This is a genomic window from Nocardiopsis sp. TSRI0078, assembly GCF_001905145.1.
In the GTDB taxonomy this organism is placed as follows: Bacteria; Actinomycetota; Actinomycetes; order Streptosporangiales; family Streptosporangiaceae; genus Nocardiopsis.
In genome coordinates this window covers 31,303-56,949 of sequence record NZ_LWLB01000035.1, presented here as the reverse complement: position 1 = coordinate 56,949, position 25,647 = coordinate 31,303, and the positions used below count along the sequence as shown (strand labels likewise).

The window sequence follows — 25,647 nt, the reverse complement described above, 5'->3', positions numbered from 1 at the left end:
CGCGCCGACAGGCGCGGTCACTCGTCGGGGCGGAGCGGCTCACTGCGCACACGCCGTGACGGCGGACCCGACGTGAAGTCCGTCATCGGCGGCCTGCGCGGCTTGAGCACCATGGGGCGCTTCTCCAACGGCGACTGCGGGGCCCGCCGCTCCGTGGCGGGTCCGCCGTGGACCTCCGGCTCCGGAGCGGGCTCCGCGGGCTCGTCCGAGGGACGTGCGGCACCCGGGGGCACGTCGTCGATCCGCAGCGCCGCGCGCACCTCGGGGCCCGCGTCGTGGTCCAGCACGGGTGTCGTCTCCGGCGCCCGGTACTCCTCCGCGGGCGGTGAGGGATCCTCCGGCGGTGTCCACACCGGCGGCACGTAGTCCGACAGGACGCGGGCACCGGCGTCGGAGTCGTCCTCGGGCGGCTCCCAGAGCGCGGTGCCCGGCTCTTCGGCCCCGTCGGCTCCATCAGTCCCTTCGGTCCCGTCCGGGGCCTCGGGCGGCAGGTCGTGTCCGGTCCCGGGCTCCTCCCAGGCCCTCGCGGACGGGACGGGCTCCGGTTCCTCGGGCTCCACCGGGCCCTCCGGCTCCCGCGGTCGCCCGGATCCCTCCGCCGACACGTGTTCGGGTCCCGGTCCGGGCCGGGGCTCCGGTTCGGGTTCCCGCCCGGTCTGCGGCCCGGACTCCCGCTCGGGGGTCCACCCGGTTCCGGGGTCCCGGTCGGCGTCCGGCGGCCCGTGTCCGGGCGCGGGCTCCGGTTCGGGCTCCGGGGAGTCCGCGGACGCCGGAGCCTCGGCCGTCGGTGAGTCGGCCTCGTCCGAGGCGGGGTCGCCGGGCGGCGGCTCGTGGTCGAACCCCTCGTCGGCGAGGTGGTCCGGCACCACCACGACCGGCTCGGGTTCGGGACCGGCGGGTGCGGCGGCGCCGGGCACCACCGGGACCTGCTCGGCGGCCCGCCTGATCGGGTTGTGCTCCGCCCGGGAGCGCCGGGGCAGGGGAGCGGCCGACACGGAGGACTCCGCGTCGTCCGCCTCGTCCATGGCGGCCTCCGCGTCGACCTCCGGTCCGGACGCCGTCTCCGGCACCGCATCGGTCCCGGCCACCGCCTCGGCCTCCGGCGCTGCTTCCGGCACCGTCGCGTCCTCGGGTGCCTCACCGGTCCCGGGCGCGTCCTCACGGGGAAGCCGGGGCGGCGGTTCGGCGGCGACGGTCTCGTCGTCCCACCGGTCCCTCTCCCAGTTCCAGCCCCGGTCGGCGGCGCCCTCCCCCTCTCCGCGGGGGCCGGACGGGGCGGAGCCCCGCGCCGGAGGGGCCACGGCACGGGCGTGCAGCACCGTGGTGGGGTCGTCCGCCGGGCGCGGCCGTGCGACGGGTCCGCGGCGGTGCCTCCTGCGCGTGTGCGCGCGCAGGGCCATCCACAGCAGGAGCGCCACCAGCAGGCCCGCGAGCGGCGCCACCGCCACGACCACGTTGGCGACCCCCTGGTGCATCCGCTCGATGAGCCGGAAGTTGTTCAGCAGCATCGCCGCGACCGCGAACAGGACCAGGAGCGGGATCAGCACCAGGTCGACCCAGAACCGCTCACGCGGGTGCGCGTCGCGCAGGAGGTAGCTCACCCAGCACGCCATGACCAGCAGCAGGGTGTAGGCCACCGGGAACAGGTGGGCGAGGAAGCTGCCCTCGTGCCCGCCGTACTCGGCGAACCGGAAGATGCCGTTGTAGGAGATGACGAGGGCGCACAGGGCGACGAGGCCGACGAACAGGGCGCCACCGGCGGGAGCACCGGCTCCCGAACCGCGACCTGTCGTGGGACGAGCGTCCCGTGTCCCTGACTCGGGGGCGTTGTTGTAAGGGGCCATCGCCTTCGCAGCGTAGTCGAGGCGATGCCGCGAACACGAGATTCCGGATGATTATGGCCGCTTCCAGACGAGCCGTCCCGAAGGTGTTCTGTGTCGTTCTGTCGGGATATGCAGGGGATAGCGACCCGGCGATCCGCGGGAGCTGACTTTGCGGTAGGGCCGGCCCACATCCCAGGTGCCCGAATACGGCTAATCACATATACGCACTTGGGGATGTCCGCGAGGGCTTCCGCAGGGGCTGTGGTTCCTGGTTTGTGACGCCCGTGCGAGGGGGAAGCGGATAGGCTTGACAACGTGAGTCTGCGCTTCTATGACACCAGTGCCCGACAGGTCCGCGAGTTCGTCCCACTGCGAGAGGGATCCGCCTCCCTGTACCTGTGTGGTGCCACGGTGCAGGCGCCCCCGCACATCGGGCACATCCGGTCGGGGGTGAACTTCGACATCCTGCGCCGCTGGCTGACGCACCTGGGATACGACGTCACCTTCTGCCGCAACGTCACCGACATCGACGACAAGATCATCAGGGTGGCGGCGGACGAGGGCGTGCCCTGGTGGCAGGTCAGCGAGCGCAACCAGCGCGCCTTCACCCACGCCTACGAGATCCTGGGCTGCCTGCCGCCCACCGTCGAGCCGCGGGCTACCGGCCACGTGCCCGAGATGATCGACCTCATGCGCCGCCTCATCGACGAGGGCCACGCCTACGCCGCGGGTGACGGCTCCGGTGACGTCTACTTCGACGTGAGCTCCTACCCGTCCTACGGGGAGCTGTCCAACCAGCGCCCCGACCAGGTCGTGGAGTCGGCCGACTCCGACGCGGGCCGGGCCAAGCGCGACCCCCGCGACTTCGCCCTCTGGAAGGGCGCCAAGCCGGGCGAGCCCAGCTGGGACACCCCGTGGGGACGCGGCCGCCCCGGCTGGCACCTGGAGTGCTCGGCGATGTCCACCAAGTACCTGGGCCCCAGCTTCGACATCCACGGCGGCGGCCTGGACCTGGTCTTCCCGCACCACGAGAACGAGCTCGCCCAGTCCCGCGCCGCCGGTGACGGCTTCGCCCAGTACTGGCTGCACAACGGGATGCTCGTCGTGGGCGGCGAGAAGATGAGCAAGTCGCTGGGCAACTCCCTGCTCATCCCGCAGATGGTGCGCAAGGTCCGCCCCGTCGAGCTGCGCTACTACCTCGGCCACGTGCACTACCGCTCCGCCATCGACTACTCCGACGAGGCACTCCAGGAGGCGGCCACCGCCTACCAGCGCATCGAGGGCTTCCTCACGCGGGCTGCCGAGGTGCTGGGCGAGGTCGACCCCGCCGCCGACGTGCCCGCCGAGTTCGCGTCCGCGCTCAACGACGACCTCGGGGTCTCCCAGGCCCTCGCCGTCGTGCACGGGCACGTCCGCGAGGGCAACACGGCGCTGGCCGCCGTGGACAAGGATCAGGTCGCCCGGATCGCCGGCGAGCTGCGCACCATGCTCGGTGTCCTCGGCCTGGACCCGCTCGGTGAGCAGTGGGCCGACGGCGGCGACCAGGGGCTGCGCGAGGTCGTCGACGCCCTGGTGGCGGTCGCCCTGGAGCAGCGCCAGGCGGCACGCGGGCGCAAGGACTACGCGGCGGCCGACGCGATCCGCGACCAGCTCACCGAGGCGGGCATCGTGGTCGAGGACACCCCGCAGGGCCCGCGCTGGGACCTGCGCCGCGGCTGAGGCGGCACGTGCGGTGACACGGCGGCACTAGGCTGGGAGTTTGCCGCCGTGTTCGCACCGGTCGGCGATTCCACCAGCCGGATGCTCCGTGCCTCCGGCATGTTCGCGATACGTACGGGGAGGCGGCGACCATGCCGGCGAAGAAGAACAAGAAGGGCCCGACCAAGGGCAGCGGCGGCAAGAACCGTCGTTCGCTCGAGGGCAAGAGCGGCACCCTGCCCGCCGAGCAGCGGCACTGGTACGAGGGCAAGCAGCGGGCCAAGGCCGCCCGGCGCGCCAAGCCCTCCGACGGGCAGCCGCGGGGCGGCCCGGGTTCGGACCGCCGCCGTCCGGACTCCGACCTGCTGGTCGGACGCAACCCGGTGGTGGAGGCGCTGCGCGCGGGGATGCCCGCCACCCGCCTGTTCCTGGCCAACAGCCTCGACCCCGACGACCGGGTCAACGAGGCCGCCCGGATCGCGGGTGAGCGCGGCGTGGACGTGGTCGAGGTGACCCGCGCCGAGCTCGACCGCCGCTGCGAGAGCAACGGACAGCCCGGCGCCGCCCACCAGGGGATCGTGCTCCAGGTGCGGCCCTACCAGTACCGGACCCCCGAGGGCCTGCTGGACAACGCGCTGGAGTCCGACACCCCGCCGCTGGTCGTCGCCCTGGACGGGGTCACCGACCCGCACAACCTGGGCGCGATCGCGCGTTCGGCCGCCGCGTTCGGCGCGCACGGCCTCGTCATCCCCGAGCGCCGCTCGGCCGGGGTCAACATGACCGCGTGGAAGACCTCCGCCGGTACCCTGGCCAGGCTGCCCGTGGCCCAGGCCACGAACCTGACCCGGGCCCTGGAGGCCTTCAAGAAGGAGGGCCTGTTCGTCGTGGGCCTGGACGCCGAGGGCGACACCCCGATCACGGGCCTGGAGCTGGCCACCGGACCGCTGGTGGTCGTGGTGGGCTCGGAGGGCAAGGGCCTGTCCCGCCTGGTCCGCGAGACCTGCGACGTGGTCGCGAGCATCCCGATCGGCAACGCGGAGTCGCTGAACGCCTCCGTCGCCGCGGGGGTGTCCCTCTACGAGGTGGCCCGCCGCCGGGCCGAGAACGACGGCTAGACAGGTCCGTCCCTGAGACCGGCCCGTCCCTCCACACGGCCTGACGGGACCGGGGAACCCGCCGTTCCGGCGGGGTGGCGGTCCTGGCGGGGAGCGGCGTCCCGTGCGGTGGAGCCGTGCGGGGCGCCGCCTTCGTTTTCCCTCTCGGCCGTACGGGTAGCGGTGCAGCTACGTCCGTACCGTCCGCAGAGGAAACGCAGGTGAGCGACATGTCGGCGGCGACACCTCCCCTTCCCGACTACGACGACCTCTCGGTCGGGCAGTTGCGGGAGCGCGTCCGCTCCCTGCCGGCGGAGCAGGTACGCGCGCTGATCGGCTACGAGGAGAGCCACGCCGACCGCATGGAGGTGCTGGAGCTCCTCAAGGACCGTCTGGACGGGCTCACGGAGGGGGACGAGATCCCCGGAGGTCCCGGCCCCGAGGACGGCCCGGACCCGGAGGACGACGCCTGCGCGGACGTGGCGCCCGACCGACGGACGGAACGGTCCTGACCAGCCGCCCCGGTCCAGGAGGTTTCGTGACCACCCGTGGCAGGGCCGCGGCATGAGACTGCGGCGCAGTGATCCGGCCGGGCCGGGGATCACCCGGGTCCGCCGCGGGCGCGGTTTCCGCTACTACGACCCCCGGGGGAACCCGCTCACCGATCCCGGCGAGATACGGCGCGTGAAGGAACTCGTGGTGCCGCCGGGCTGGCACGACGTGTGGATCTGCCCCTTCCCGGAGGGGCACATCCAGGCGTGCGGCACCGATGACGCGGGCCGCCGCCAGTACGTCTACCACCGGGAGTGGCGGCGCAGGAGCGAGGAGGCCAAGTACGACAGGATGCTCGACTTCGCGGAACTGCTCCCCGGGATCAGGGAGACGGTGGCGGGGCACCTGCGCCGTCGCGGACTGGTGCGCGAGCGCGTCCTGGCGGCGGCCGTCCGGCTGGTCGATCTGGGCTTCCTGAGGGCGGGCGGGGACGCCTACGCCGCCCGGAACGACTCCTACGGGGTGGCGTCCCTGCTGCGCGAGCACGTCCACCGCACCGGCGGCACGGTCGTGTTCGAGTTCCAGGGAAAGTCGGGCAGGGAGCAGCGGGTCGAGTGCGCCGAACCCGAGATCTGCCGGGTGGTCTCCGGGCTCCAGCGCGTCCGCTCCCCGGGACAGGACCTGTTCGCCTATCGGGTGGGGGACGACTGGCACGACGTGACCAGCGACGACCTCAACTCCTACCTGCGGGAGGTCAGCGGGCGGGACCACACGGTCAAGGAGTTCCGGACCTGGCACGCGACGGTGCTGGCCGCGGTGGGGCTCGCGGTGGCCGTGCCCCCCGAGGACGACAGGGCCCTCGCGCGCCTGAGGGCCCACGTGGTCCGCGAGGTGGCCGACTACCTGGGCAACACCGAGGCCGTGGCCCGGGGCTCCTACATCGACCCGCGGGTCTTCCGGCTGCACGAGCGGGGCGTGACGATCGCCCCGGCGCTACCGGAGCTGGGCAAGGAGGTGCCCGCCGGGGAACTCGCCACCCAGGGCGGGGTGGAGGAGTCGGTGCTGCGCATGCTGCGCGAGCACGGTGACGCCTGACCCCGGCCGGGGCGCCGCCGCGTTCGGTGCCGGTCGGGGGCGGCACCGGCCGGGCGCCTCGCCGTGTGCGGCATCCGGTGGGGCCCGTCGAACGGGGCGGTGCTCATCCCGCTCCGCTCCGCCGGCGGGACCGGCGGCCCCGCCGGCCGGGAAGGGCCAGGAGGCCCTTGGTGACGAGGTGGAACCGCTCCAGGCCGGGGCATTGAACCTGCACGACCGTCGTTCCGTGCTCCAGCGTCCGGAGCGGGTGCGCCGCGACGCGGTGGCCGGCTCCGGAGAGCCGTTCCACGACCGCGGCCCGCTGGAGGGCCACGCCGGTGCCCGGCGGAACGGTCTCGGGAGGCATCATGGCGGGGGCCGTCTCGCCGAGCCGGTCGGCGAAGTCCAGCATGGCGCAGGCCAGGAGCCGGGGATGCCCGGCGAACCGGGACCGGACCCCCGCGGCGACGTCGTGGTCGGCGACGAGCCGGGCGAAGGGGCCGGTGCGCTCCGGTGAGGCCGACTGCTCGGCCACGACCCGGGCGAGCAGCTCGCCCTGGACGAACTCGGTGACGGCGCGCTCCACGGCCAGCTCGCCCGACAGGGAGGCGCCGAGCCCGTAGCGGTGGTCCGGGGCTCCTCCCCGCCGTCCGGGGGCGTAGGCCATGACCACGGGGACACCGAGGTCGGTGGTCAGGTCGAGCAGGACCACGGGGCCGCCGACGAGGTCGCGGGCGCGGTCCAGGTGGGCGCGCAGGAAGTCGGGCAGCGCCTCGCGGGGCACGCGCGCGGGCATGGGGCCGCCGTCGTAGACGCAGCCCAGGAGGAACAGGGAGAACGCGTCGCGCTCCACCCACTCGTTCAGGGCGTGCAGGAGCGCCTCGTCGCGGGTGGCGCCGATGGCGCAGCCGGAGTTGACGCTGTAGGACATCGCCGATCCGTAGTCGGCGGTGTCGCCGACGGCGCGGCGCAGCTCCGCCGCCTCCCCGGAAGGCAGCGGGTACCAGGGCGCCCACAGGAACACGGGGACGTCGACGGGCGGTCCGCCGTCGAGCGCGGCGTGGCGCACGCAGGCCACCCGGGCACCGTCCTGGGCGGCCACGCCGCGGACCGCGCGGTCGTCGGCGAAGGGGCCCCGGGCCAGGTCGGCGGCGTCGACCAGCCGCAGCGGCAGGGACTCCAGGACGGTGGGGCCGGTGAACGCGTGCTCCAGGGCCTCGAACTGCGCGCCGACGCGCGCGGGGGCTCCCAAGCCCTTGCCGGCGCCGAGCCCGTAGGGGACCTCCGCTCCATCGGCGTCCCACAGGCCGCACTGGACGGCGGTCGGATCCCGGTCGTCGAGTACCCGGTACCGCGAACTCCAGCCGAGGGCGCGCACTTCGGCGAGGACCCGCCGCTCCGCCTCCTCCAGCGTGAGCTCGCGCTCACGCGTACCGGACCACTTCCGGTCGCCCGGTCCGGGGAGCGGGACGGAGCCGTCCCGCTCCCCGGACACGGGGACCCACGAGGATCGCGGCACCGCTACTCCGCGGTCTCCTCGTCCAGTTCCTCGACAGCGGGGGCGATGTCGTCCGCGTTCTCCAGCGGAACGGTCCACTCGTAACCGGCGCAGGCCATGTCGTGACTCCTCAGCGGTAGGCACACGGGACGCGATGGTTTGTACGCGCCCCCGTACTCTTTACCCCAGTATGGTGATGCTTGTCACCATGAAAGCGCGGAAAAGTAGGCGTTCTGCTCATATGGAACCGGGTCCCGAGATTCGGGGGAGTGCGTCGGGCCGCGGGGGATGGCACACTCACGCCATGGCCAACGCCGGATCCGCCCCCGAGGCCGCCGACCCCGCGACCGCAGATCCCGTGACCGCGGGGCCCGACCCCGCGGCCCGCGTCGACGCGTGGCTCAACGGAGCCTGGACGCTGGCGGCGCTCGCCGCCGCCGCGGAGGGCCGACCGCTGTCGCGGGAGCACGGCAGGCTGCTGTTCGCCGCCGGGTGCGCCGAACCCGACGGTGACGGGTGGCGGCTGCTCCCGGCCTACCGCACCCTCCTGACGGGCCCCTCCGGCCCGTCGGCCTTCCCCCGCAGGGTCGCGCGGCAACTGCACCAGGCCGCCGACGCCGCCGCGGGCCGGGACGGCCACGAGGAGGAGAGCGACGCGGCGCTCCTGGCGGAGGGCGCCGCCTCCGGCGAGCGTATGGGGGCCTTCCTCGACCTGCTGGTGGAGCGCGTCCCGGGGTTCGGCGACCTCCTGGAGGAGAGCGGCCTGCGCTTCCTCGACGTGGGGACCGGGGTCGGCGCCATCGCGGCCGCGGTGCTCGACCGGGTCCCCGGAGCCAGTGCGGTCGGCCTGGACGTGCAGTCCCGGGCGCTGCGCCTGGCCGAGCGCCACCTGGCCGAACGCGGCCTGGGCGACCGGGTCGAACTGCGCCTGCAGGACGTGGCCGACCTCTCCGAGCGGGACGCCTACGACCTGGCCTGGTTCCCCCTGGCGGCCCTGGCCCCCGACGCCGTCGAGCGGGCCCTGCCCCGCGTGCGCGAGGCCCTGCGGCCGGGCGCGCGCCTGCTCACCGCGACCGTGCTGCGCGACGACCCGGCCGGCGACGTGCGCGAGGCGGTCGTGCGCTGGCGCATGTCGCGCAGCCGGATCACCCCGTGGGGACCGGAGGAGGCGGCGCGCAACCTGGCGGCGGCGGGCTACCGGGACGTGCGGTGCGTGCGGACCCCGGAACGGACCCTCACCCTCGTCACCGCCCGCGCCCCGTGACCCCGCCTCCGCCGCGCGGCGTCCCCCGGACGGCTTCCGCGGGCTGCCTCAGCCCGTGCCGAGGTAACCGTTCGGGTCGAGCACGTACTTGACGGCCGCGCCCTCGTCGAAGGAGCGGTAGCCCTCCGGGGCCTCCTCCAGCGGGATCGCCACGGCGTTGACGGCCTCGGCGATCCGCACGCGGTCGGTCATGATCGCCGCCATCAGCTCCCGGTGGTACTTCATGACCGGGCACTGGCCGGTGAAGAAGGCGTGCGACCTGGACCAGCCCAGCCCGAGCCGGATCGACAGGGACCCCTCCCGGGCCGCCTCGTCGGAGGCGCCGGGGTCACCGGTCACGTACAGGCCGGGGACGCCGATCGAGCCCCCCGCCCTGGTCAGGGCCATCGCGGTGTTCAGGACGCTCGCGGGCGCCTCCTTCCCGGCGTCCTTCCCGGTCCCGTGCGCCTCGAAGCCGACGGCGTCCACCGCGCAGTCCACCACGGGGCTGCCCAGGATCTGCTCGATCTGCTCGCCGGGGTCGCCCTTCGAGACGTCGACCGTCTCACACCCGAAGCTGCGGGCCTGGGCCAGGCGCTCCTCCTTCATGTCACCGACGATCACCACCGCCGCACCCAGCAGCTGGGCCGACGCGGCCGCGGCCAGCCCGACGGGTCCGGCACCCGCGACGTAGACGCTCGACCCCACGCCCACGCCCGCGGTGACGCAGCCGTGGTAGCCGGTCGGGAAGATGTCCGAGAGCATCGTCAGGTCGAGGATCCTCTCCATCGCCCGGTCGCGGTCGGGGAACCTCAACAGGTTCCAGTCGGCGTAGGGCACCAGCGCGTACCTGGCCTGACCGCCGACCCAGCCGCCCATGTCGACGTAGCCGTAGGCCGAACCCGGGCGGTCGGGGTTGACGTTGAGGCAGATCTCCGTCCGCCGCTCCTTGCAGTTCCGGCAGCGCCCGCAGGAGATGTTGAACGGCACCGAGACCAGGTCGCCGACCTCGATGAACTCGACGTCGGGCCCCTTCTCGACCACCTCCCCGGTGATCTCGTGGCCCAGGACCAGCCCCTCCGGCGCGGTGGTGCGCCCCCGCACCATGTGCTGGTCGCTTCCGCAGATGTTGGTGGCGACGACCTTCAGGACGACCCCGTGCGGTACCTTGCGCCCCACGTTCGCGGGGTTGACCCCCGGGCCGTCCTTGAGTTCGAACTCCGGGTAGGCGATGTCCTGGACCTCGACCCTGCCCGCGCCCTGGTACACCACGCCTCTGTTGCCCGCCATGTCCCTTCCACCTCTCCGCCCCCGGGAGGGAGCATGTCTCCCTGTGGTTTCCGGGAGGGGCGGCGGCTAATCGGGCTCCGCGCGCCGCCCGGCGCTTCTTTGCCCGATCGGGGAGGGGACGCGGTCGGTGGCGGCGGGCGGGGGCGGCGCCCGCGCGGCTCGGAGGTAGCCGAGTAGGCCCGGCGGCTCCGGAGCCGGTACCATTTCCCAGGGACGCAGTCGGGGCCACGGTCTCGGCGGCCCGCCAGCGTAGCTCAATCGGCAGAGCAATCGCCTTGTAAGCGATAGGTTAGGGGTTCGATTCCCCTCGCTGGCTCTCCTACGGCCCGGCCCGGGACGACCACCGGGCGGCCGCGTCGCCGGAGCGGCCGCGCCGCTCCGCCAGCATTCGCCTGCGGCGGTCGGGCGCGTGCGCCTCCACCCCAAAGACCAGGAAACCTGGCGGCACAGGCGTTTCCACGCCACAATCGGCGCCATGGCACGTCGGCGGTGGGTCCGGGCGGGCTCCGTGGGAACCCTGGTCCTGGGCGCGGCAGCCGCCGTCCTGTGGTTCGTCGGCGACCTCGAACCGCTCCGGGGCCGGGCGGCCGACGGGGTCGGCGCCGCCGCCGTGCTGGTACTCGCCGCGACCGTGCTCGCCTGGGTGGGGCTGGGGCGGCCCGCGCCGCGCTCGGAGGTACCGGCGAGCGGCGGCGGAACCGCCAACACCCTCGCCGGGAACGTGAGTGACAGCACCGTGTTCCAGGGCCGCAGCCTCACCGTGCACCAGCCGAGGCACCACACGGTCATCGACACGCAGATCGTTCAGGCACCGGTCACCGAGCCCGACTGGCCGATCGTCGTCGGAGTCCTGCCCAACGAGGCCGACCACTTCCAGGAACGGGACCTGACCGATCGGATCGGCCACGTCGCCCAGGCCCCTCCCGGGGGCGTACTGGGACAGGTCCTGACGGGGATGGGCGGGGCGGGCAAGACCCAACTGGCCGCCCACCACGCCCGTGCCCTCCTCGCGGGCAAGCAGGTCGACCTGGTGGTGTGGGTTCCCGCGGCCGAGCGGTCTTCCATCTCACAGACCTACGCCGACGCCGCCCGCCAGGTTCTCTCCGTCCACGTGGACGAGGACCCGGAACGGGCGGCCCACCAGTTCCTCACCTGGCTGCAGAACACCGACCGGCGCTGGTTGGTCGTACTGGACAACCTCGACGTCCCCGGGCACGCCGGCGGACTGTGGCCGCCCAGCGCCACACCCTCCGCCGCCGACGCCTCGGAGCCGCAGGGCCGCCTCGTGGTCACCACCCGCCGCACCGACACCGCACTGACCGGGCAGGGCCGTACGTTCATCGACGTCGGTACCTACACGCCACAGGAATCCCTCGCCTACCTGGCCACCGCGCTCCGGGACCTGCCCCGACCCCTCGACGCGGCGGAACTGGCCGCCCTGGCCGACGAACTGGGCCACCTGCCGCTGGCCCTGTCCCACGCCGCCGCCTACATCCGCGACCGCAGGAGCGGCATGACCTGCGACTCCTACCGGGCTCTGCTCCAGGACCGGCGCCGCACCCTGGAACGGGTGTTCCCGGAGGGGGAGAGCCTGCCGGACGACGGCTCCCGGACGGTGGCCGCCACCTGGGCGGTCTCCGTCGAGCACGCGAACGCCCTCGCCCCCGCAGGGCTGGCCCGGCCGATGATGCGACTGGTCAGCGTGCTGGACCCCACCGGCATCCCCGTTTCGGCCCTGACCTCGGAGCCCGTCCTCGACCACCTCCACCGCGCACGTCCCGACGGTCCCCGGCCCACGGCCCAGGACGCCGACGACGCCCTGTCCGCGCTGGCCAGGCTGCACCTCGTCACCCGCACGGGGTTCGGACACGACGCCGTGGTGGGCGCGCACCGCCTCGTGCAGCGCGCCACCCGCGACCACCCCGCGACCGGCACCGACCGCGACACCGCGCACACGGCCGCGGAGGCGCTCCTGTCGGTCTGGCCCGTCCGCGTGCACGCCAGTTCCTTGGGGCAGCGGCTGCGTGCCAACGCCTCCGCGCTGTACGAGCACGCCCAGGAATGCCTGTGGGACGGCGGCGCGCACCGCGTGCTGTTCGTGCTCGGGCAGAGTCTCGGCCGCTCCGGTGCGCTCTCCCAGGCCACGGCCTGGTTCGAATCCCTGGTGGAGGCCGCCGGCCTCCGGCTGGGCCCCCGGCACCCGGACTCGCTGGCGGCCCGCCACGAACTCGTCCTGTGGCGCGGTATGGCGGGTGAGGCGACCGACGCCGCCCGGGCCTTCCGCGACCTGGTCGACGAGATGACTCGGGCCCTGGGTCCCGACCACCCGCAGACCCTGGTCACCCGGGTCCAGTCGGCGCGGTGGCGCGGGCGCGCGGGCGCCCTCCCCGACGCGGGTGAGGAACTCGAGGCCTTCCTCCCCGACCTTCTGCGCCGCCTCGGCCCCGACCATCCCGAAGCACTGGCCGCACGCGGTCACCTGGCCTCCCTGCGGGGCAGGGCGGGTGACACCCGGGCCGCCTTCGAGGCCTACCGGTCGCTGATCGCCGACCACCGGCGCGTGCTGGGCCCCGACCATCCGAGCACCATGGTCATCCGGAGCCAGACCGCCCGCTGGCGGGGGCGTGCGGGCGACGTCGACGGCGCCATCGGGGAGTTCGAGGTCCTCCTCCCCGACCAGCTGCGCCTCCTCGGGCCAGGCCACCCCGACACCCTCAGCACCCGTGGCCAGATCGCCGAGTGGCGGGGTGCGGCGGGAGACCACGCGGGTGCGCTGGACGGACTCGGTAGGCTCCTGCCGGACCAGGTCCGGCATCTGGGCTCCGACCACCCCCACGTCCTCACCACCCGCCACAGCCTGGCCCGTTTCCGCGGCGAGGCGGGCGATCCCGTGCGGGCGGCCGAGGACATCGAGGCCCTCCTGCCAGACCAGTTGCGCGTCCTGGGGCCCGAGCACCCCAAGACCCATCAGATCCGGTCCGACCTGGAGTTCTGGCGCCGGAAGGCACGCGCCGGCAGGGGAGGGCGGTCCGGCGCCTCCGGCGGTCCGCGCCGGCGGGCCCCGCGGTGAGCGGGCCACAGGAGAACGGATCCACGGTCGGAGCACGGAGGAGACGGCATGAACCTGGACCTGATCACGATCGTCGTCGACGAGTACGACCCCGCGATCGACTTCTTCGTCCACGCCCTGGGGTTCGAGCTCACGGATGACTCCCCCTCACTGACCAACGACGGACGCCCCAAGCGATGGGTCGTGGTGTGCCCGCCCGGGGCGGCGACGGGCGTGCTCCTCGTCCGAGCCGACGGAGAGCGCCAGGCCGCCGTGGTCGGCGAGCAGGTGGCCGGGCGTGTGGGGTTCTTCCTGAGGGTGGAGGACTTCGAGTCCGCCCACGCGCGGATGACCGCCGCCGGAGTCCGCTTCGTCACCGAGCCGCGCACGGAGCCCTACGGCCGCGTCGCGGTCTTCCTCGACATCGCCGGAAACCGCTGGGACCTGCTCGGTTGAAGGCGACCGGCACAGATGGGAGCCTCACGATCATCCACCGCCCGGGCTCCGTGTACGCGGGCGGTCGGTTGCGGTCACCGTGCTGTGGAAAGCGGGGCGGTCAGGGCGTCGCGAGGCGGACAACGATGAGTTTCCGGTGCTGTAGGGGTCAGTACCGGTGACATACCGACCACACAGGGAGGGTGGCATGGCACGCGACCTCTTCGCAGGCATCCCCGTCACCGACTACGCCTCGGCGTTGCCTTGGTATGAGCGGTTCTTCGGTCGGCAGCCGACGTTTCTACCGAATGACGTCGAGGCGGTGTGGGAAGTGGCCGAGCACCGGTACGTCTACATCGTGCAGGACCCGGAGCGGGCGGGAAACGCCCTGGTGTTGTCCTTCGTCAACGATCTCGACGACCGGGTCGCCGAGATCGCCCGCCGGGGCATCGAACCCGCGAAACGCGAGACGTACGAAGGTGGCGTGGCCAAGGTGGTCTACCGGGACACGGAAGGCAACGAGATCAGCCTCGGAGGCGTCCTGAGCTGAGGCCGAAGGCCGGGCTCCGCGCACGCGGAGGTGAACCGGCGCCCTCCTCTGTGAGAGAGCCCCCGGGGCAACCGGCCGATATGCCGTACCGGGTGGAGGACTGGCGCAGGAGCAACAACGATCTCCAGGACGACGAGAACTTCCCCCAGGAGCAGACCGGCTGGGGAGGTCCGGTGGCCGTGCCCAGCCGGCGGCCGACCGGACATCCCTCCTCCACTGCTCGCCAGGGGTCTCGGACGGGTGTCGAACCCGTCCGTTATCGTGCCCGCATGCCCACCTCCCCTCGCGTCCCCCCACCGACCGGTCTGCGCATCTCGCGCGGAGACGCCACGAGCCCGCAGGCCCCAGGACCCAAGATCATCGCCCACGTGTGCAACAACCGGGGTGGCTGGGGCAAAGGGTTCGTCCTGGCGCTGTCCCGCCGCTGGCCCGAACCCGAACGCGACTACCGCGCCTGGCACCGCGAGCGCGCCCGCAACGACTTCGCACTCGGGGCCGTGCGCCTGGTCCAGGTCAGCTCCGACACGTGGGTGGCGAACATGGTCGCCCAACACGGCACGCGCCGCGGCAGTGGCGGCCCGCCCATCCGCTACGAAGCGGTGGCCTCCTGCCTGCGCGCGCTGAACCCTCATGCCCTTGAACTCGGTGCCACCGTGCACATGCCCCGGATCGGCTGCGGGCTGGCCGGTGGCGAGTGGGACCGTATCCAACCTCTCGTGGAGCGGGAGCTCCTGGCCCGCGGTGTCGTGGTGACGGTCTACGACACCGATTGATCCGGGGCGGGAGCGACGGTCGGCCCCGGCACACGGTGGCCCCGCGCGGCACAACGAACACTCCGACGGGGTTCTGGCTCCAGACCGTCCATTCGACCGGGGGTATCGAACGCCGAACACGGTGGTGTGGTCGAAGAGGGAACCTCCCATGCTCCACCGAATCGCGTCCCGAGCTCCGGGCACGCGGAGGTGAACCGCCGAGGGATCCGTCGAACGTCCCAAGGCCGTGCGTACTCGCCCCGATGATGGACGACCGTGTTCGGCGGAGTTCCCGGGACCACGGGTGTTCACAGCACGATCCGGCAGTAGAGCCCGTGCTCCTGGGACCGGGCCCGTGAGGCCAGATCGGTCAGGCCCGTGAGGAAGCCGGCCAAGGGCCCGGGATCGGGCGACGGGTCGAAGGCCGGGCTCCGCGCCCATGTGTGGGCGACCGAGGCCAGGAGGCCGGGCGAAGCCCCGGCCAGGGAGTCGCGTAGCCGGTCGGTGAGCGTGACCACCCACACCGCCTCCGCGCCGGGGTCGCTGAGGAGCCCGGCGGCCCGGGGGCCGGCACCCACGTGTCCGGGTTCCGCTCCCGTGAGCGCGGCCTCGGCGAAACCGAGCTGCAACGACGGATCGACGCCCTTGACCTCCAGCACCGGGAGGCCGGCGGCGTCCGGACCCTCGGTGAACGCGGTCAGCGCCGCCCTGTCGTCGGGGGCGTGGAAGTACTGGTGGAGGTTCCCCATCCGGGCATCCTGCCACCGCGCCGATATCAGATGTATCTCCTCGGCGCCGGGGAGGTTTCACGGGCGCTGTCGCGGGAAGCGGCACACCGGCATACCCGGGTTACCGCTCCATCACCGAGCGGTCGTGGAGGATAAGGGCGTGGACTGTTCGAAAGTCGCGCCTCCCACCGGTCGTGGAGGGACACGACGGCCTCCCGGTGGCGGTGTTCCCGGGGGCCGCCGACTCCATCCTTGGTGACGCTCCGGCGCCGTCAGGCGCAGTGAACCACCACCGGCACCGTACGGACGAGAGGGGATATTGGTGTCCACCAACGGAGAGCAGGACAACCCAGCGGAACCGGGGACCCCGAAGACCACGGACGACAACCAGGTCGGGAAGAGCCGGCTCAAACCCGTGGTCTTCGTCGGATCGTCCGTGCTGATCATCCTGATCTCGCTCTGGGCGATCATCACGCCGACGGGCGCCGCGGACACGATCGGCACGGTCGTGTCGTGGATCTCCCGGGGGTTCGGCTGGTACTACTTCCTCGTCGCCACCCTGTACCTGGGGTTCGTGGTGTTCGTCGCCGTGTCCCGATACGGCCAGGTCAAGCTCGGGCCCCAGCACTCCACGCCGGACTACGGGGTGTTCGCGTGGGCGGCCATGCTGTTCGCGGCGGGTATCGGCATCGACCTGATGTTCTTCTCCGTCTCCGGTCCGGTCACCCACTACCTCGCACCTCCCGAGGGCGATCCGCAGACCATCGAGGCGGCCCGGCAGGCCGTGGTGTGGACGCTCTTCCACTACGGCGTCACCGGATGGGCGATGTACGCGCTGATGGGCATGGCGCTGGGCTACTTCGCGTTCCGCTACCACCTTCCGCTGGCCATCCGGTCGGCCCTGTACCCGCTCATCGGCAAGCGCATCCACGGCCGGATCGGTGACGCGGTCGACCTCGCGGCCATCCTCGGCACGATCTTCGGCATCTCCGTGTCGCTCGGCATCGGCGTCGTGCAGCTCAACTACGGGCTGAACTTCCTCTTCGGCATCCCCGAGGGAATCGCGGCGCAGCTGGGGCTGGTCCTCGTCGCCATCCTCATGGCCACGGTGTCCGCCGTGGCGGGTGTCGACCGGGGTATCAGGCGGCTGTCCGAGCTCAACGTCCTGCTCGCCATCGTCCTGATGCTGTACGTGCTCATCGCCGAGGGACCCGCACGGCTGCTCAACGCCCTCATCCTCAACATCGGCGACTACATCAGCCGCTTCCCCTCGATGACGCTGAACACTTTCGCCTACGACCAGCCGACCGAGTGGCTCAACGCCTGGACGCTGTTCTTCTGGGCCTGGTGGATCGCCTGGGCGCCGTTCGTGGGACTGTTCCTCGCCAGGATCTCGCGCGGCCGCACCATCCGGCAGTTCGTCGCGGCGACGCTGGTGGTCCCGCTGCTGTACACGCTGACGTTCCTGTCGATCTTCGGCAACAGCGCGCTGGGTGTCGTGATGCGGGGCAACACCGAGTTCGGCGAGACCGCCATGAACGTGCCCGAACAGGGCTTCTACACACTGCTCATGCAGTACCCGGGTGTGCTGTTCACCGCCGGGCTGGCGACCTTCGTCGGGCTGCTGCTCTACGTCACCTCCGCGGACTCCGGCGCGCTGGTGATGGGCAACCTCAGCTCCCACCTGCCGACGCCGATCACCGATGCCTCCCCGTGGCTGCGCATCTTCTGGGCGGCGGCGACCGGCCTGCTCACGCTCGCCATGCTCATCGTCGGCGGTGTGGACGCGCTGACCAACGCGACCATCATCATGGGCCTGCCGTTCTCGATCGTCATGCTGCTGATCATCTGGGGCCTGTACAAGGCGCTCCGGGTCGAGCGGTTCCGGCAGGACGCCTTCCGGACCACCCTGACGTCGTCGCTGTCGGACCGGACCGCGCCCGAACGCCGGGGACCGGAGAGGAACTGGCGGCAGCGTGTCGCCAGGGCGGTGAACTTCCCCGGCAAGCGTGCGGGCGTCAGGTTCGTCCACGAGGTGTGCCGTCCCGCGTTCCAGGAGGTCGCCGAGGAGCTGCGCAACCAGGGCGTGGAGGCGTCGGTCACCGAGGGGACCGACGAGGAGGCCGGAATCCCGCACCTGGACCTGAAGGTGCCGATGGGCTCGGAGGAGGACTTCAGCTACCGGGTGTGGCCGATCGTGATGCCCACCCCGGCGTTCGCCATGCGGTCGCTCACCGAGCACGACAGCTACGTGCGCTTCGAGGTCTACCTCACCGAGGGCAGCCAGGGCTACGACGTGATGGGCTTCACCAAGGAACAGCTCATCGGCAACATCCTCGACGAGTACGAGCGCCACCTGGAGTTCCTGCGGCTGCACCGGGAGGCGTCCGCCCGGTCGGCGATGCCCGACCACGGCCCCGGGACGGCCGAGATCTACGAGCAGGGCGAGGAGGAGCGCTGACGCGCGGGACGGGGCCGGTACCGAGCCGGGACGGGACACCGACACGTCCTTCGCGCGCGGTGCGGCGGATACCCGCCGCACCGCGCCGGCGGCCCCTCCCGGGAAGTGAGAGCGTGGCCGGATCCTCGCGGGGGCCGGCCACACTGCTTCCCGACCGTCCCGCCGTACGGTCCTTCCCCCCGGTCGCCCTGCTGCGCGGTCCTTCCTCCGGCCGTCCCGCCGCCCGGTCCGCCGCTCACCCGTAGAGGGCGAGGACGGTGACGACGGCGGAGACGTTCCACAGCGAGTGCGCGACGACGGTCGCGGTCAGGCGGCGGGTCGCGAGGAACAGGGCCGTGTAGACCAGCCCGGCGAGCACGATGGCGACCGCGTCGGGGCCCGAGGACGGCAGGTGCAGCGCGGCGAAGAGGAGCACCGAGACCAGGGCCGCGCCGTGCAGCGCGGCCCCGCGGTGGACGAAGAACCCGGGCAGGGCTCCCAGCAGGAAGCCGCGGAAGTAGAGCTCCTCGGCCAGACCCCCTCCCACCACCCCGAGTACCAGCGTCGCAGTGAGCGCCAGCGCTCCCGCCGAGGCGTTGTCGAGCACCTCCCGGACCCCGGGGTCGTCGGCGCCGTCGGCCGCGGGGATCAGCACGGCGAACTCCAGCAGCAGGCGCGGCGGGACGGTCGCGGCCCCGATCAGGGCGTCGCGCCCCAGGAGCGCGACGTCAGCCCGAGTGCGTCGAACGGCAGCCCCCGCCGGCGCGGCCACCAGAACACGAGCGCGATCGCGGACACGAGCTCGACCAGGGCGAGCGCGAGCAGGGCGCCGGGCGGGGGCGGCGCGGGGGCCAGGACTCCCGCCGCCAGGGGCGGGGCGACGAAGCACAGGACGGTGCCGGCCAGGAAGACGGCGGACGTGCGGACGGGGGCGGTGTCGTTGGCGGGGGCGGGTGCGGTGCCGCTCATGGGGAGGACCTCGGATGTGTGGGGGATGCGTTGCCATATCGATTACCGATACATTAGGCGTGGATCTTATCGATTTTCGATAAGCGCAACGTGAGATGTGGTGGGTACCTGTGAAGGCTGTACGTCAACGCGCCGCGGAGTGGGCGGCCCTCGCGGCGACCGCGGTGGGAGTGCTCCTGGCCTGCTTCGCCGCCGCCGGAGCCCTGGTGGCGGACAACGTCCTCGTCCCCGTCGAGACCTCGGCGGCCGGTGCCGTGCCCGCCGGGGAGGGGGACGGGTTCGCGCTCACGGGTCCCGTCACCGCTGTGCTGGAGATCGCCGAGCCGACCGCCGGCGACCGGCTGTGGGCGTTCGCGCCCTCACTGGTCCTCGCCGTGCAGGTGGCGGTCGTCGGGCTGCTGCTGTTCCGCGTGGTGAGGACGCTGCGGGCCGGGGAGCCCTTCACTCCGGTCAACGCGCGCCGGCTCTGGGCGTGCGCCGTCGTCGTGCTGGCGGGAGCGCTGCTGGCGGCCGCGGCACGGGTGTTCGGACACCGGGCCGTCGTGGACGAGGCGGGCCGTGCGCTCCCGGGAGCCCCGGCCCTGGACGCCGTCGTCGACGTACCGGTGGCCGCGGTGGTCCTCGGTCTCGGCCTCGCGGCCGCCGCGGAGTTCATGCGCCGCGGTGCGGTGCTGCGCGACGACGTGGAGGGCCTGGTGTGAGGGGCCGCCCGCTCCGGCACGTGTCGCGCGGACCAGGGCGGGTGGTCATCCCCGTGGGGGTTTGGCCCGGGGGGCGGGGGTTAGTGGGGGACGTGGGCCGGTGCCGCCGGCTCCGGCCCGCAGGTCCCAGACATTCTCGACGCCAAGGGGGAACCGAGCCATGAGTGTGGCACGCCAGATGTTGGAGACCTATCCCAAGGACCTGGGCGGAGTCGACCGGGAGAAGCTGCTCGCCTGTATCGAGGCGTGCTTCGAGTGCGCCCAGTCGTGTACCGCGTGCGCGGACGCCTGCCTGAGCGAGGACACGGCCGCCGACCTCGTCAAGTGCGTGCGCACCAACCTCGACTGCGCGGACCAGTGCGACACGACCGGGCGTGTGCTCTCACGCCACACGGGCTACGACGCCAACCTGACCCGGGCGGTCCTGGAGGCCTGCGAGCAGGCCTGCAAGACCTGCGCCGACGAGTGCGAGGCGCACGCCTCCATGCACGAGCACTGCCGCGTGTGCGCGGAGACGTGCCGGCGCTGCCAGCGCGCCTGCCGCGAGCTGATCGACTCGCTGTGACCTGAGGGCCCGGCCGCGGAACGTCGCCGGGCCCGGTCCGCGGCGTCGGCGGGTGCGTACGGGCCCGCCGGGGCCCGCACCCTCCCGGGTCACCCCGGGAAACGGGTGCGGCCCCCACGGTCGGAGGCTCCCGTCGCCGGCGGCCGGCCTTCCCCCCGGCAGACCGTTCCCGGCCGTCCGTCCCCGGCCGGGCCCGCCCCCGGACGACCGCCCTGTTCGATGTCCTAGGCGTCGGCGATCTCGGGCAGGACGGAGGCGAGCAGCTCGACCGCCCTGCGGGGATCGGAGAACCCCTGGCCGAACACGTAAGCGACCGTGAAGCCGGTCCGGCTCATCCCCAGGAGCTGCCGGACCAGTTCGTCCCGCGTGCTGTCGGGGGTGAAGGAGAAGGTCGTGGTCTTCTCGATGCGGTCGTAGTCGCGCCCCAGGGCCTCGCAGTGGTCCCTGAGCACGTCGAGCTTGTGCTCCGCGCCGGGGCCGCCGAAGACGTTGCACGCGTCCGCGTACTGGGCCACCATCCGCAGGGTCTTCCTCTCACCGCTGCCGCCGACCATCAGGTACGGGTGCGGCGTGGACAGGTTCTGCGGGGAGTTGAGGGGGCGCTCCAGCTTGTAGTGCCTGCCCTGGTAGGGGGCCTCGTCGTCGCTCCACATCCGGAGGCAGATCTGGATCGTCTCCTCCAGGCGCTCGAACCGCTCGGCGGTGGACGGGAACGGGATGCCCAGGCCGTGCGCCTCGTCCGCGTACCAAGCGGCTCCCACTCCCAGTCCGGCGCGGCCGCCGGACAGCGCGTCGAGCGTGCTGATCTGCTTGGCCAGCACCCCCGGCTCGCGGTACACGGCCGCCGTGACCAGGGCGTGCAGGAGGACCCGTTCCGTGTGCGCGGCCAGGAACCCCAGGGTGGTGTACGCCTCCAGCATGGCGTTCTCCCGGGCGCCGCTGTCACCGCCCATCTGCCAGAAGTGGTCCATCACCGTGAGCCGCGAGATGCCCGCCGCCTCGGCCTGGCGGGCGGTGTCGGCGAGAGTCGGTCCGATGGCCGGGGTCCCGCCGTCCCAGGTGAAGTCGGCGACGTGCAGACCGAGTTCCATGTGTCCTCCTCGACGTGGTTCCGGGAGCGTCCCGGATGGGGCCCAGTCTCCTCCCCGGCCCCCGCGCGGGTCAGTGTGTGACACGGTCCGGTCCGCGGGTGCTCCGCGCCGGGACGCGCCCGCACGGTCCGGAACACGGGGAAGGACGGGTGCCCCGGCGGGATGGGCTGGCCGGGGCACCCGCTTCTGGGACGGGCCGGTGGGGACCGGACGAACCCCGCGGGGTCCGGTGGGGCCTGCGCGAACGCGGCCGCCGGACCCGCGGGGACGTGTACGGCACCTGTGGCGGTGCCGTCACCGACGCATGAAAACACACTTAACGAGTGTTTGGTAGGTGCCTTCTGCCCCTTCTTCTCCGAGCGCTCGGCGGAGGGGAGGGAAACCGCAGTACACAGGGGGTATGGGCTTTTGGGCGGTCTGGACCTAGACTCCTTCGCGTGGGAGCGAAGAGGGCGGGCAGGCCGCGCGCGCCGCGGGGGGACCGCGAGCAGCGCAGGGAGGAGATCCTGCGGACCGCGATGGAGACCTTCGCCACCCGCGGCTACAACAAGGCCTCCCTCGCGGAGATCTCCGACCGCGTCGGCCTCACCCAGGCCGGGGTGCTGCACTACTTCCCCTCCAAGGTCGAACTGCTCACCGGGGTGCTGGACCTGCGTGACGCCTCGGCGGACGCGGGCGGCTCCGGGCGCCCGCGCGGAACGGCGTTCCTGCGCCACCTGGTGGAGACCGTCCGGGGCAACACCGGCCGTGAGGGCATCGTGCGCCTGTACACCGTGCTGTCGGCGGAGAGCGTGACCGACGGGCACCCCGCCCAGGAGTACTTCCGGAGCCGGTACGACGGGCTGCGGGAGATGGTGGCCGCCGCGCTCGACGAGGCGCGCGAGACGGGCGAGGTACGCGGTGACCTGGACAGCCGGACGGTGGCGGCCTCGATCGTCGCGGTGATGGACGGGCTCCAGGTGCAGTGGCTGCTCAGCCCGGAGACCGTGGACATGGCCGCCGCCACCGAGCACGCCATCAGCCGCCTGGTCGGGGTGGAGCTGGGATCACCGGAGCACGGGAACGGCTCCGGGGCCGGGCGCGGAGACGACCCCGCGTCCGGGGACGGGAGCGGTGCCGCCGCCCCGTCCGGAGCCCGCGCCCGGCTGGAGTACCCGTGACATGAGCCGCTTCCCCCGCTTCCTCGGCCCCTCCGGCCTCCCGGAACCGTCCGGCACACGCCTCACGGAGAGACTGGTCCTGAAGCCCATCGGCCCCGAGTACGCCGACGACCTGTGGCACCTGCACCGGGACCCCGGTGTCGCGCGGTGGTACGGCGGCACGTGGAGCCGCGGAGAGGCCTGGGAGAGCGCCCTGTACATGGAGCGCGCCTGGGCGCACGAGGGTGTGCACAAGTGGATCGCCCACGGCCGGGAGTCCGGTGAACTGGTGGGGCGCGGCGGCCTGTCCTACGCGGAGGTGGACGGCGCCCGGCGCCTGGAGATCGGATGGGCGGTCCGCGAACGGTTCTGGGGGCTCGGCTACGCCAGCGAGATCGGTCGGGCGGGGCTGGCGCTGGCCTTCGGCGACCTCGGCGCGGTGGAGGTGGCCTCCTTCACCGAGATCCACAACCTCCGGTCCCGCGCGGTCATGGAGCGGCTCGGCTTCCACTACGCGCGCGAGTTCCGCCACAGGGGAGAGCCCTTCGTGCTGTACCTGTTCACACGCCCCTGAGACCGGGGCGTTGGGGCACCGGGAGGCTGAAGGACCGGGAGATCGGGAGACCGGAGCGCGGGCGTGAGGCGCCCGGAGCCCCGTGCGCCTTCCGGGGCCTGCACCGGCGTGGGGGAGCGTCCCGTGCTTCGTCGGCGCTGGTGGGAGCGGTAAATCCTTTGCCCGGGACGATCTGTCCGGTTTAGCGTTCGTCCAATGAGAGCTGTGACTGAGCGGGACATCCGGAAGTCGTTCGTGAACTGCTCGCAGGGGGAGGCCAAGCGGCTCTCCCTGCCGCGCGACATGGACCGGCTCCCGTGGGAGGACCTGGACTTCCTCGGCTGGCGGGACCACACCGCGCACGAACGCGCCTACATGGTCGTCGAGCGCGACGACCGTCTCCTGGGTGTGGCGCTTCGGCTGCCGACCGTGCGCACCGGGCTGCGCAAGAGCGTGTGCTCGGTGTGCCTGACCACCCACCGCGGACAGGGCGTGACTCTGATGACGGCGCCCAAGGCGGGAAAGGCCGGGCGGGACGGCAACACCGTGGGGCTGCGCATGTGCGCCGACTTCGCGTGCTCGCTGTACATCCGGCGGAAGAAGGACCCGGGGCCCGGCGGACGCTTCGAGGAGTCCCTCACCATGGAGGAGCAGATCGAGCGCGCGTCGGCCAACCTCGCCGGCTTCCTGGACCGGTTGTCCGCATGACACGCGAACGGCGGCGGGCACGCGCCCGCCGCCGGCCCGGTCGCGCCCCGGTGCGGACACCGGCCGCTCCGGGCGCCGTCGCGCTCCGGAGCCTGCCCGGTACCGGCCGCTCCGGGAACTCCTCCGGCTCCGTCAGTCCACCGGGTGCCGGGGCTCCACCACGGTGTCCGGCCCCGGGTAGATGAGCCGTTCCTCGCCGTCGGGGAACCGCACCACGTACGGCGGGCCGTCGTCGGCGCCGCGTACCTCCACGATCTCCCCGGTGCTCCTGCCCTCGGTGCTGACGATCCCGTGAGTGTGCACGTAGTCGCCGATGGACGCCCGCATGGTCCTCCCCCGCTTTCGGCCGGTCGGGTCGTGTACTGGCCACGAACGGGACCTACCCGGGACGCCGACCCGGTGAAACGGTCCCGGGGCGGCGGGCCCGGCCCTTGCGCCAGATCGGGGCGCCGACCGCCGCGGGCCCCCGTCCGGTAGGCACAAGTGCGTAGCCGGGTCCCGACGAACCACGGATGTGGGGGCGGCCGACCGGTTCCTAGCGTGGTGCACCCAGGAGCGGAGAAAGGGGTGGCCGTGCTCACGGTGCGCGAACTGACCAAACGCTACGGAGACAGGACGGCGGTGGAGGGGCTCACCTTCACCGTCGAACCCGGGAGGGTGACCGGTTTCCTGGGGCCCAACGGCGCCGGGAAGTCCACGACCATGCGGATGGTGCTGGGCCTGGCCCGGCCCACGTCGGGTGAGGCGCTGGTCAACGGCCGTGAGTACGGGCGGCTGGCGTGGCCGACCAGACAGGTCGGAGCCCTGTTGTCGCCGGACGCCGCCCACCCGGGGCGCAGCGCCCGGGCCCACCTGACCGCGAAGGCCGTGGGCGGTGGCATCCCGAGGAGCCGGGTGGGGGAGGTGCTGGAGGAGGTCGGTCTGACCGACGTCGCACGCCGGCGGGTCGGCGGGTACTCGCTGGGCATGCGGCAGCGCCTGGGAGTCGCGGACGCCCTGCTGGGGGACCCCGGCGTGCTGCTGTTCGACGAGCCGGTGAACGGGCTCGACCTCGACGGTGTGCGGTGGATGCGGGACCTGACCCGGCGGCTGGCCGACGAGGGCCGCACCGTGTTCGTCTCCAGCCACCTGATGAGCGAGATGGAGATGGTCGCCGACCACCTGGTCGTGGTGGGCAGGGGGCGGCTGATCACGGACGCGCCGATCGGCGACGTGATCTCGGCGTGGTCGCGCACGCACGTGCTGGTGCGCAGCCCTGACTCCGGAAGGCTTCGGGAACGGCTGGAGCGGCTGGGGCCGCCGGTGCGGACCGAGGACGTGGAGGACGACGGGGACGCCGTCGGCGGGGAGGAGGCCCAGGGCGGCGGCATCGCGCGCAGCCCCGGCCTGAGGGTGTTCGGGCTGGACGCGGCGGAGGTCGGCGACCACGCGCACGCGGTGGGCGCCCGGGTCCACGGACTGCGGCTGGAGGAGGCCTCGCTGGAGCAGGCCTATCTCGAACTCACCGGGGAGGCCGTCGAGTTCGGCTCCCGTCCGGGGAGCGGCGGGACGGCGGAGGCGCCGAGGGCGCCCGGGAGCGCGGCGGACGCCCCGGGCGGAGCGGCGGGCACGACCGGGTCGGTGCGCTGATGCGAGGACCCGGTGGACCAGCGGACGGCGGGCGAGGGCCGGAGAACAGCGGAAGGCGCGGGCAGGCCGGTATGCCCGGGCCGGGCGCTAGGAGCGGGCCGGACATGTCGGGTGGCCCGGGTGGCC

24 protein-coding genes and 1 tRNA gene are annotated in these 25,647 nt (G+C 73.0%); 17 read left to right on the top strand and 8 right to left on the bottom strand.

The genetic code is table 11. The features are described from left to right. Nucleotides 1–17: 17 nt before the first annotated feature. The gene (locus tag A6A08_RS23200; protein ID WP_073704758.1) at nucleotides 18–1,844 is read right to left on the bottom strand and encodes a DUF2637 domain-containing protein; all 1,827 of its coding nucleotides are present in this window, start codon (nucleotides 1,842–1,844) and stop codon (nucleotides 18–20) included. A gap of 294 nt (nucleotides 1,845–2,138) precedes the next feature. Here A6A08_RS23200 and cysS point away from each other — a divergent pair, with 294 nt between their 5' ends. The 4 genes from cysS to A6A08_RS23180 all read left to right on the top strand — a co-directional run bounded on the left by cysS (nucleotide 2,139) and on the right by A6A08_RS23180 (nucleotide 6,202). Further along, on the top strand, nucleotides 2,139–3,542 hold the full coding sequence (cysS, locus tag A6A08_RS23195) for a cysteine--tRNA ligase (protein WP_073704757.1): 1,404 nt from the start codon (nucleotides 2,139–2,141) through the stop codon (nucleotides 3,540–3,542). Between the two features lie 131 nt (nucleotides 3,543–3,673). After that, nucleotides 3,674–4,636, top strand: coding sequence for a 23S rRNA (guanosine(2251)-2'-O)-methyltransferase RlmB (rlmB, locus tag A6A08_RS23190; protein WP_073704756.1), 963 nt, complete (start codon nucleotides 3,674–3,676; stop codon nucleotides 4,634–4,636). Nucleotides 4,637–4,845: 209 nt separating this feature from the next. Next, complete coding sequence (locus A6A08_RS23185; RefSeq protein ID WP_073705030.1) at nucleotides 4,846–5,127, top strand: hypothetical protein; 282 nt, start codon at nucleotides 4,846–4,848, stop codon at nucleotides 5,125–5,127. Between the two features lie 52 nt (nucleotides 5,128–5,179). Next, a complete protein-coding gene (locus A6A08_RS23180; RefSeq protein ID WP_073704755.1) occupies nucleotides 5,180–6,202 on the top strand; it encodes a DNA topoisomerase IB in 1,023 nt (340 codons plus the stop codon). 103 nt (nucleotides 6,203–6,305) lie between these two features. On the opposite strand, the gene A6A08_RS23175 is transcribed toward A6A08_RS23180, so the two are convergent. After that, nucleotides 6,306–7,700 carry a YcaO-like family protein gene (locus A6A08_RS23175; protein ID WP_073704754.1) on the bottom strand — a complete coding sequence of 465 codons (1,395 nt, stop codon included), beginning with the start codon at nucleotides 7,698–7,700 and terminating at the stop codon, nucleotides 6,306–6,308. A gap of 283 nt (nucleotides 7,701–7,983) precedes the next feature. Here A6A08_RS23175 and A6A08_RS23170 point away from each other — a divergent pair, with 283 nt between their 5' ends. Next, nucleotides 7,984–8,943, top strand: a complete 960-nt coding sequence (locus A6A08_RS23170; protein ID WP_083609243.1) for a cyclopropane-fatty-acyl-phospholipid synthase family protein — start codon at nucleotides 7,984–7,986, stop codon at nucleotides 8,941–8,943. Nucleotides 8,944–8,991: 48 nt separating this feature from the next. On the opposite strand, the gene fdhA is transcribed toward A6A08_RS23170, so the two are convergent. After that, nucleotides 8,992–10,212 carry a formaldehyde dehydrogenase, glutathione-independent gene (gene fdhA / locus A6A08_RS23165; protein ID WP_073704753.1) on the bottom strand — a complete coding sequence of 407 codons (1,221 nt, stop codon included), beginning with the start codon at nucleotides 10,210–10,212 and terminating at the stop codon, nucleotides 8,992–8,994. 243 nt (nucleotides 10,213–10,455) lie between these two features. On the opposite strand from fdhA, the gene A6A08_RS23160 reads away from it, so the two are divergent. The 5 genes from A6A08_RS23160 to A6A08_RS23140 all read left to right on the top strand — a co-directional run bounded on the left by A6A08_RS23160 (nucleotide 10,456) and on the right by A6A08_RS23140 (nucleotide 15,019). After that, nucleotides 10,456–10,528: transfer RNA gene (locus A6A08_RS23160), tRNA-Thr, on the top strand. A 159-nt stretch (nucleotides 10,529–10,687) separates the two neighbouring features. Then, entirely contained in the window at nucleotides 10,688–13,282 is a 2,595-nt protein-coding gene (locus A6A08_RS23155; protein ID WP_073704752.1) for a tetratricopeptide repeat protein, read from the top strand. 48 nt (nucleotides 13,283–13,330) lie between these two features. Continuing rightward, on the top strand, nucleotides 13,331–13,717 hold the full coding sequence (locus A6A08_RS23150; protein WP_073704751.1) for a VOC family protein: 387 nt from the start codon (nucleotides 13,331–13,333) through the stop codon (nucleotides 13,715–13,717). 187 nt (nucleotides 13,718–13,904) lie between these two features. Next, nucleotides 13,905–14,246 (top strand): VOC family protein, encoded by a 342-nt coding sequence (locus A6A08_RS23145; RefSeq protein WP_073704750.1) that lies wholly within the window; start codon nucleotides 13,905–13,907, stop codon nucleotides 14,244–14,246. Between the two features lie 269 nt (nucleotides 14,247–14,515). After that, nucleotides 14,516–15,019, top strand: coding sequence for a macro domain-containing protein (locus A6A08_RS23140; protein ID WP_073704749.1), 504 nt, complete (start codon nucleotides 14,516–14,518; stop codon nucleotides 15,017–15,019). 287 nt (nucleotides 15,020–15,306) lie between these two features. Here the strand turns inward: A6A08_RS23140 and A6A08_RS23135 are convergent, their stop codons facing one another. Then, complete coding sequence (locus A6A08_RS23135; RefSeq protein WP_073704748.1) at nucleotides 15,307–15,747, bottom strand: hypothetical protein; 441 nt, start codon at nucleotides 15,745–15,747, stop codon at nucleotides 15,307–15,309. Nucleotides 15,748–16,048: 301 nt separating this feature from the next. Here A6A08_RS23135 and betT point away from each other — a divergent pair, with 301 nt between their 5' ends. Beyond that, nucleotides 16,049–18,187 (top strand): choline BCCT transporter BetT, encoded by a 2,139-nt coding sequence (gene betT, locus A6A08_RS23130; RefSeq protein WP_073705028.1) that lies wholly within the window; start codon nucleotides 16,049–16,051, stop codon nucleotides 18,185–18,187. A gap of 235 nt (nucleotides 18,188–18,422) precedes the next feature. Here the strand turns inward: betT and A6A08_RS28965 are convergent, their stop codons facing one another. Both A6A08_RS28965 and A6A08_RS28960 read right to left on the bottom strand, forming a co-directional pair. Further along, complete coding sequence (locus A6A08_RS28965; protein ID WP_242422841.1) at nucleotides 18,423–18,821, bottom strand: CPBP family intramembrane glutamic endopeptidase; 399 nt, start codon at nucleotides 18,819–18,821, stop codon at nucleotides 18,423–18,425. A gap of 44 nt (nucleotides 18,822–18,865) precedes the next feature. After that, nucleotides 18,866–19,135 carry a hypothetical protein gene (locus A6A08_RS28960; protein ID WP_242422840.1) on the bottom strand — a complete coding sequence of 90 codons (270 nt, stop codon included), beginning with the start codon at nucleotides 19,133–19,135 and terminating at the stop codon, nucleotides 18,866–18,868. Between the two features lie 110 nt (nucleotides 19,136–19,245). Between A6A08_RS28960 and A6A08_RS23120 the strand changes: the two genes are divergently transcribed. Further along, on the top strand, nucleotides 19,246–19,836 hold the full coding sequence (locus A6A08_RS23120; RefSeq protein WP_143181827.1) for a DUF2975 domain-containing protein: 591 nt from the start codon (nucleotides 19,246–19,248) through the stop codon (nucleotides 19,834–19,836). A 160-nt stretch (nucleotides 19,837–19,996) separates the two neighbouring features. Continuing rightward, entirely contained in the window at nucleotides 19,997–20,401 is a 405-nt protein-coding gene (locus A6A08_RS23115; protein WP_073704746.1) for a four-helix bundle copper-binding protein, read from the top strand. A 224-nt stretch (nucleotides 20,402–20,625) separates the two neighbouring features. On the opposite strand, the gene A6A08_RS23110 is transcribed toward A6A08_RS23115, so the two are convergent. After that, nucleotides 20,626–21,492: an LLM class F420-dependent oxidoreductase gene (locus A6A08_RS23110; RefSeq protein WP_073704745.1), complete on the bottom strand. Its 867-nt coding sequence runs from the start codon at nucleotides 21,490–21,492 to the stop codon at nucleotides 20,626–20,628. A gap of 437 nt (nucleotides 21,493–21,929) precedes the next feature. Here A6A08_RS23110 and A6A08_RS23105 point away from each other — a divergent pair, with 437 nt between their 5' ends. The 3 genes from A6A08_RS23105 (at nucleotide 21,930) to A6A08_RS23095 (ending at nucleotide 23,892) form a co-directional block, all read left to right on the top strand. Next, nucleotides 21,930–22,652 (top strand): TetR/AcrR family transcriptional regulator, encoded by a 723-nt coding sequence (locus tag A6A08_RS23105; RefSeq protein ID WP_242422839.1) that lies wholly within the window; start codon nucleotides 21,930–21,932, stop codon nucleotides 22,650–22,652. A gap of 1 nt (nucleotide 22,653) precedes the next feature. Further along, complete coding sequence (locus A6A08_RS23100) at nucleotides 22,654–23,205, top strand: GNAT family N-acetyltransferase (protein ID WP_073704744.1); 552 nt, start codon at nucleotides 22,654–22,656, stop codon at nucleotides 23,203–23,205. 195 nt (nucleotides 23,206–23,400) lie between these two features. Then, nucleotides 23,401–23,892 (top strand): FBP domain-containing protein, encoded by a 492-nt coding sequence (locus A6A08_RS23095; protein WP_073704743.1) that lies wholly within the window; start codon nucleotides 23,401–23,403, stop codon nucleotides 23,890–23,892. A 132-nt stretch (nucleotides 23,893–24,024) separates the two neighbouring features. On the opposite strand, the gene A6A08_RS23090 is transcribed toward A6A08_RS23095, so the two are convergent. Continuing rightward, nucleotides 24,025–24,219, bottom strand: coding sequence for a DUF1918 domain-containing protein (locus tag A6A08_RS23090; RefSeq protein ID WP_073704742.1), 195 nt, complete (start codon nucleotides 24,217–24,219; stop codon nucleotides 24,025–24,027). Nucleotides 24,220–24,465: 246 nt separating this feature from the next. Here A6A08_RS23090 and A6A08_RS23085 point away from each other — a divergent pair, with 246 nt between their 5' ends. Then, a complete protein-coding gene (locus A6A08_RS23085; protein WP_073705027.1) occupies nucleotides 24,466–25,521 on the top strand; it encodes an ABC transporter ATP-binding protein in 1,056 nt (351 codons plus the stop codon). The last annotated feature ends 126 nt before the right edge of the window (nucleotides 25,522–25,647 follow it).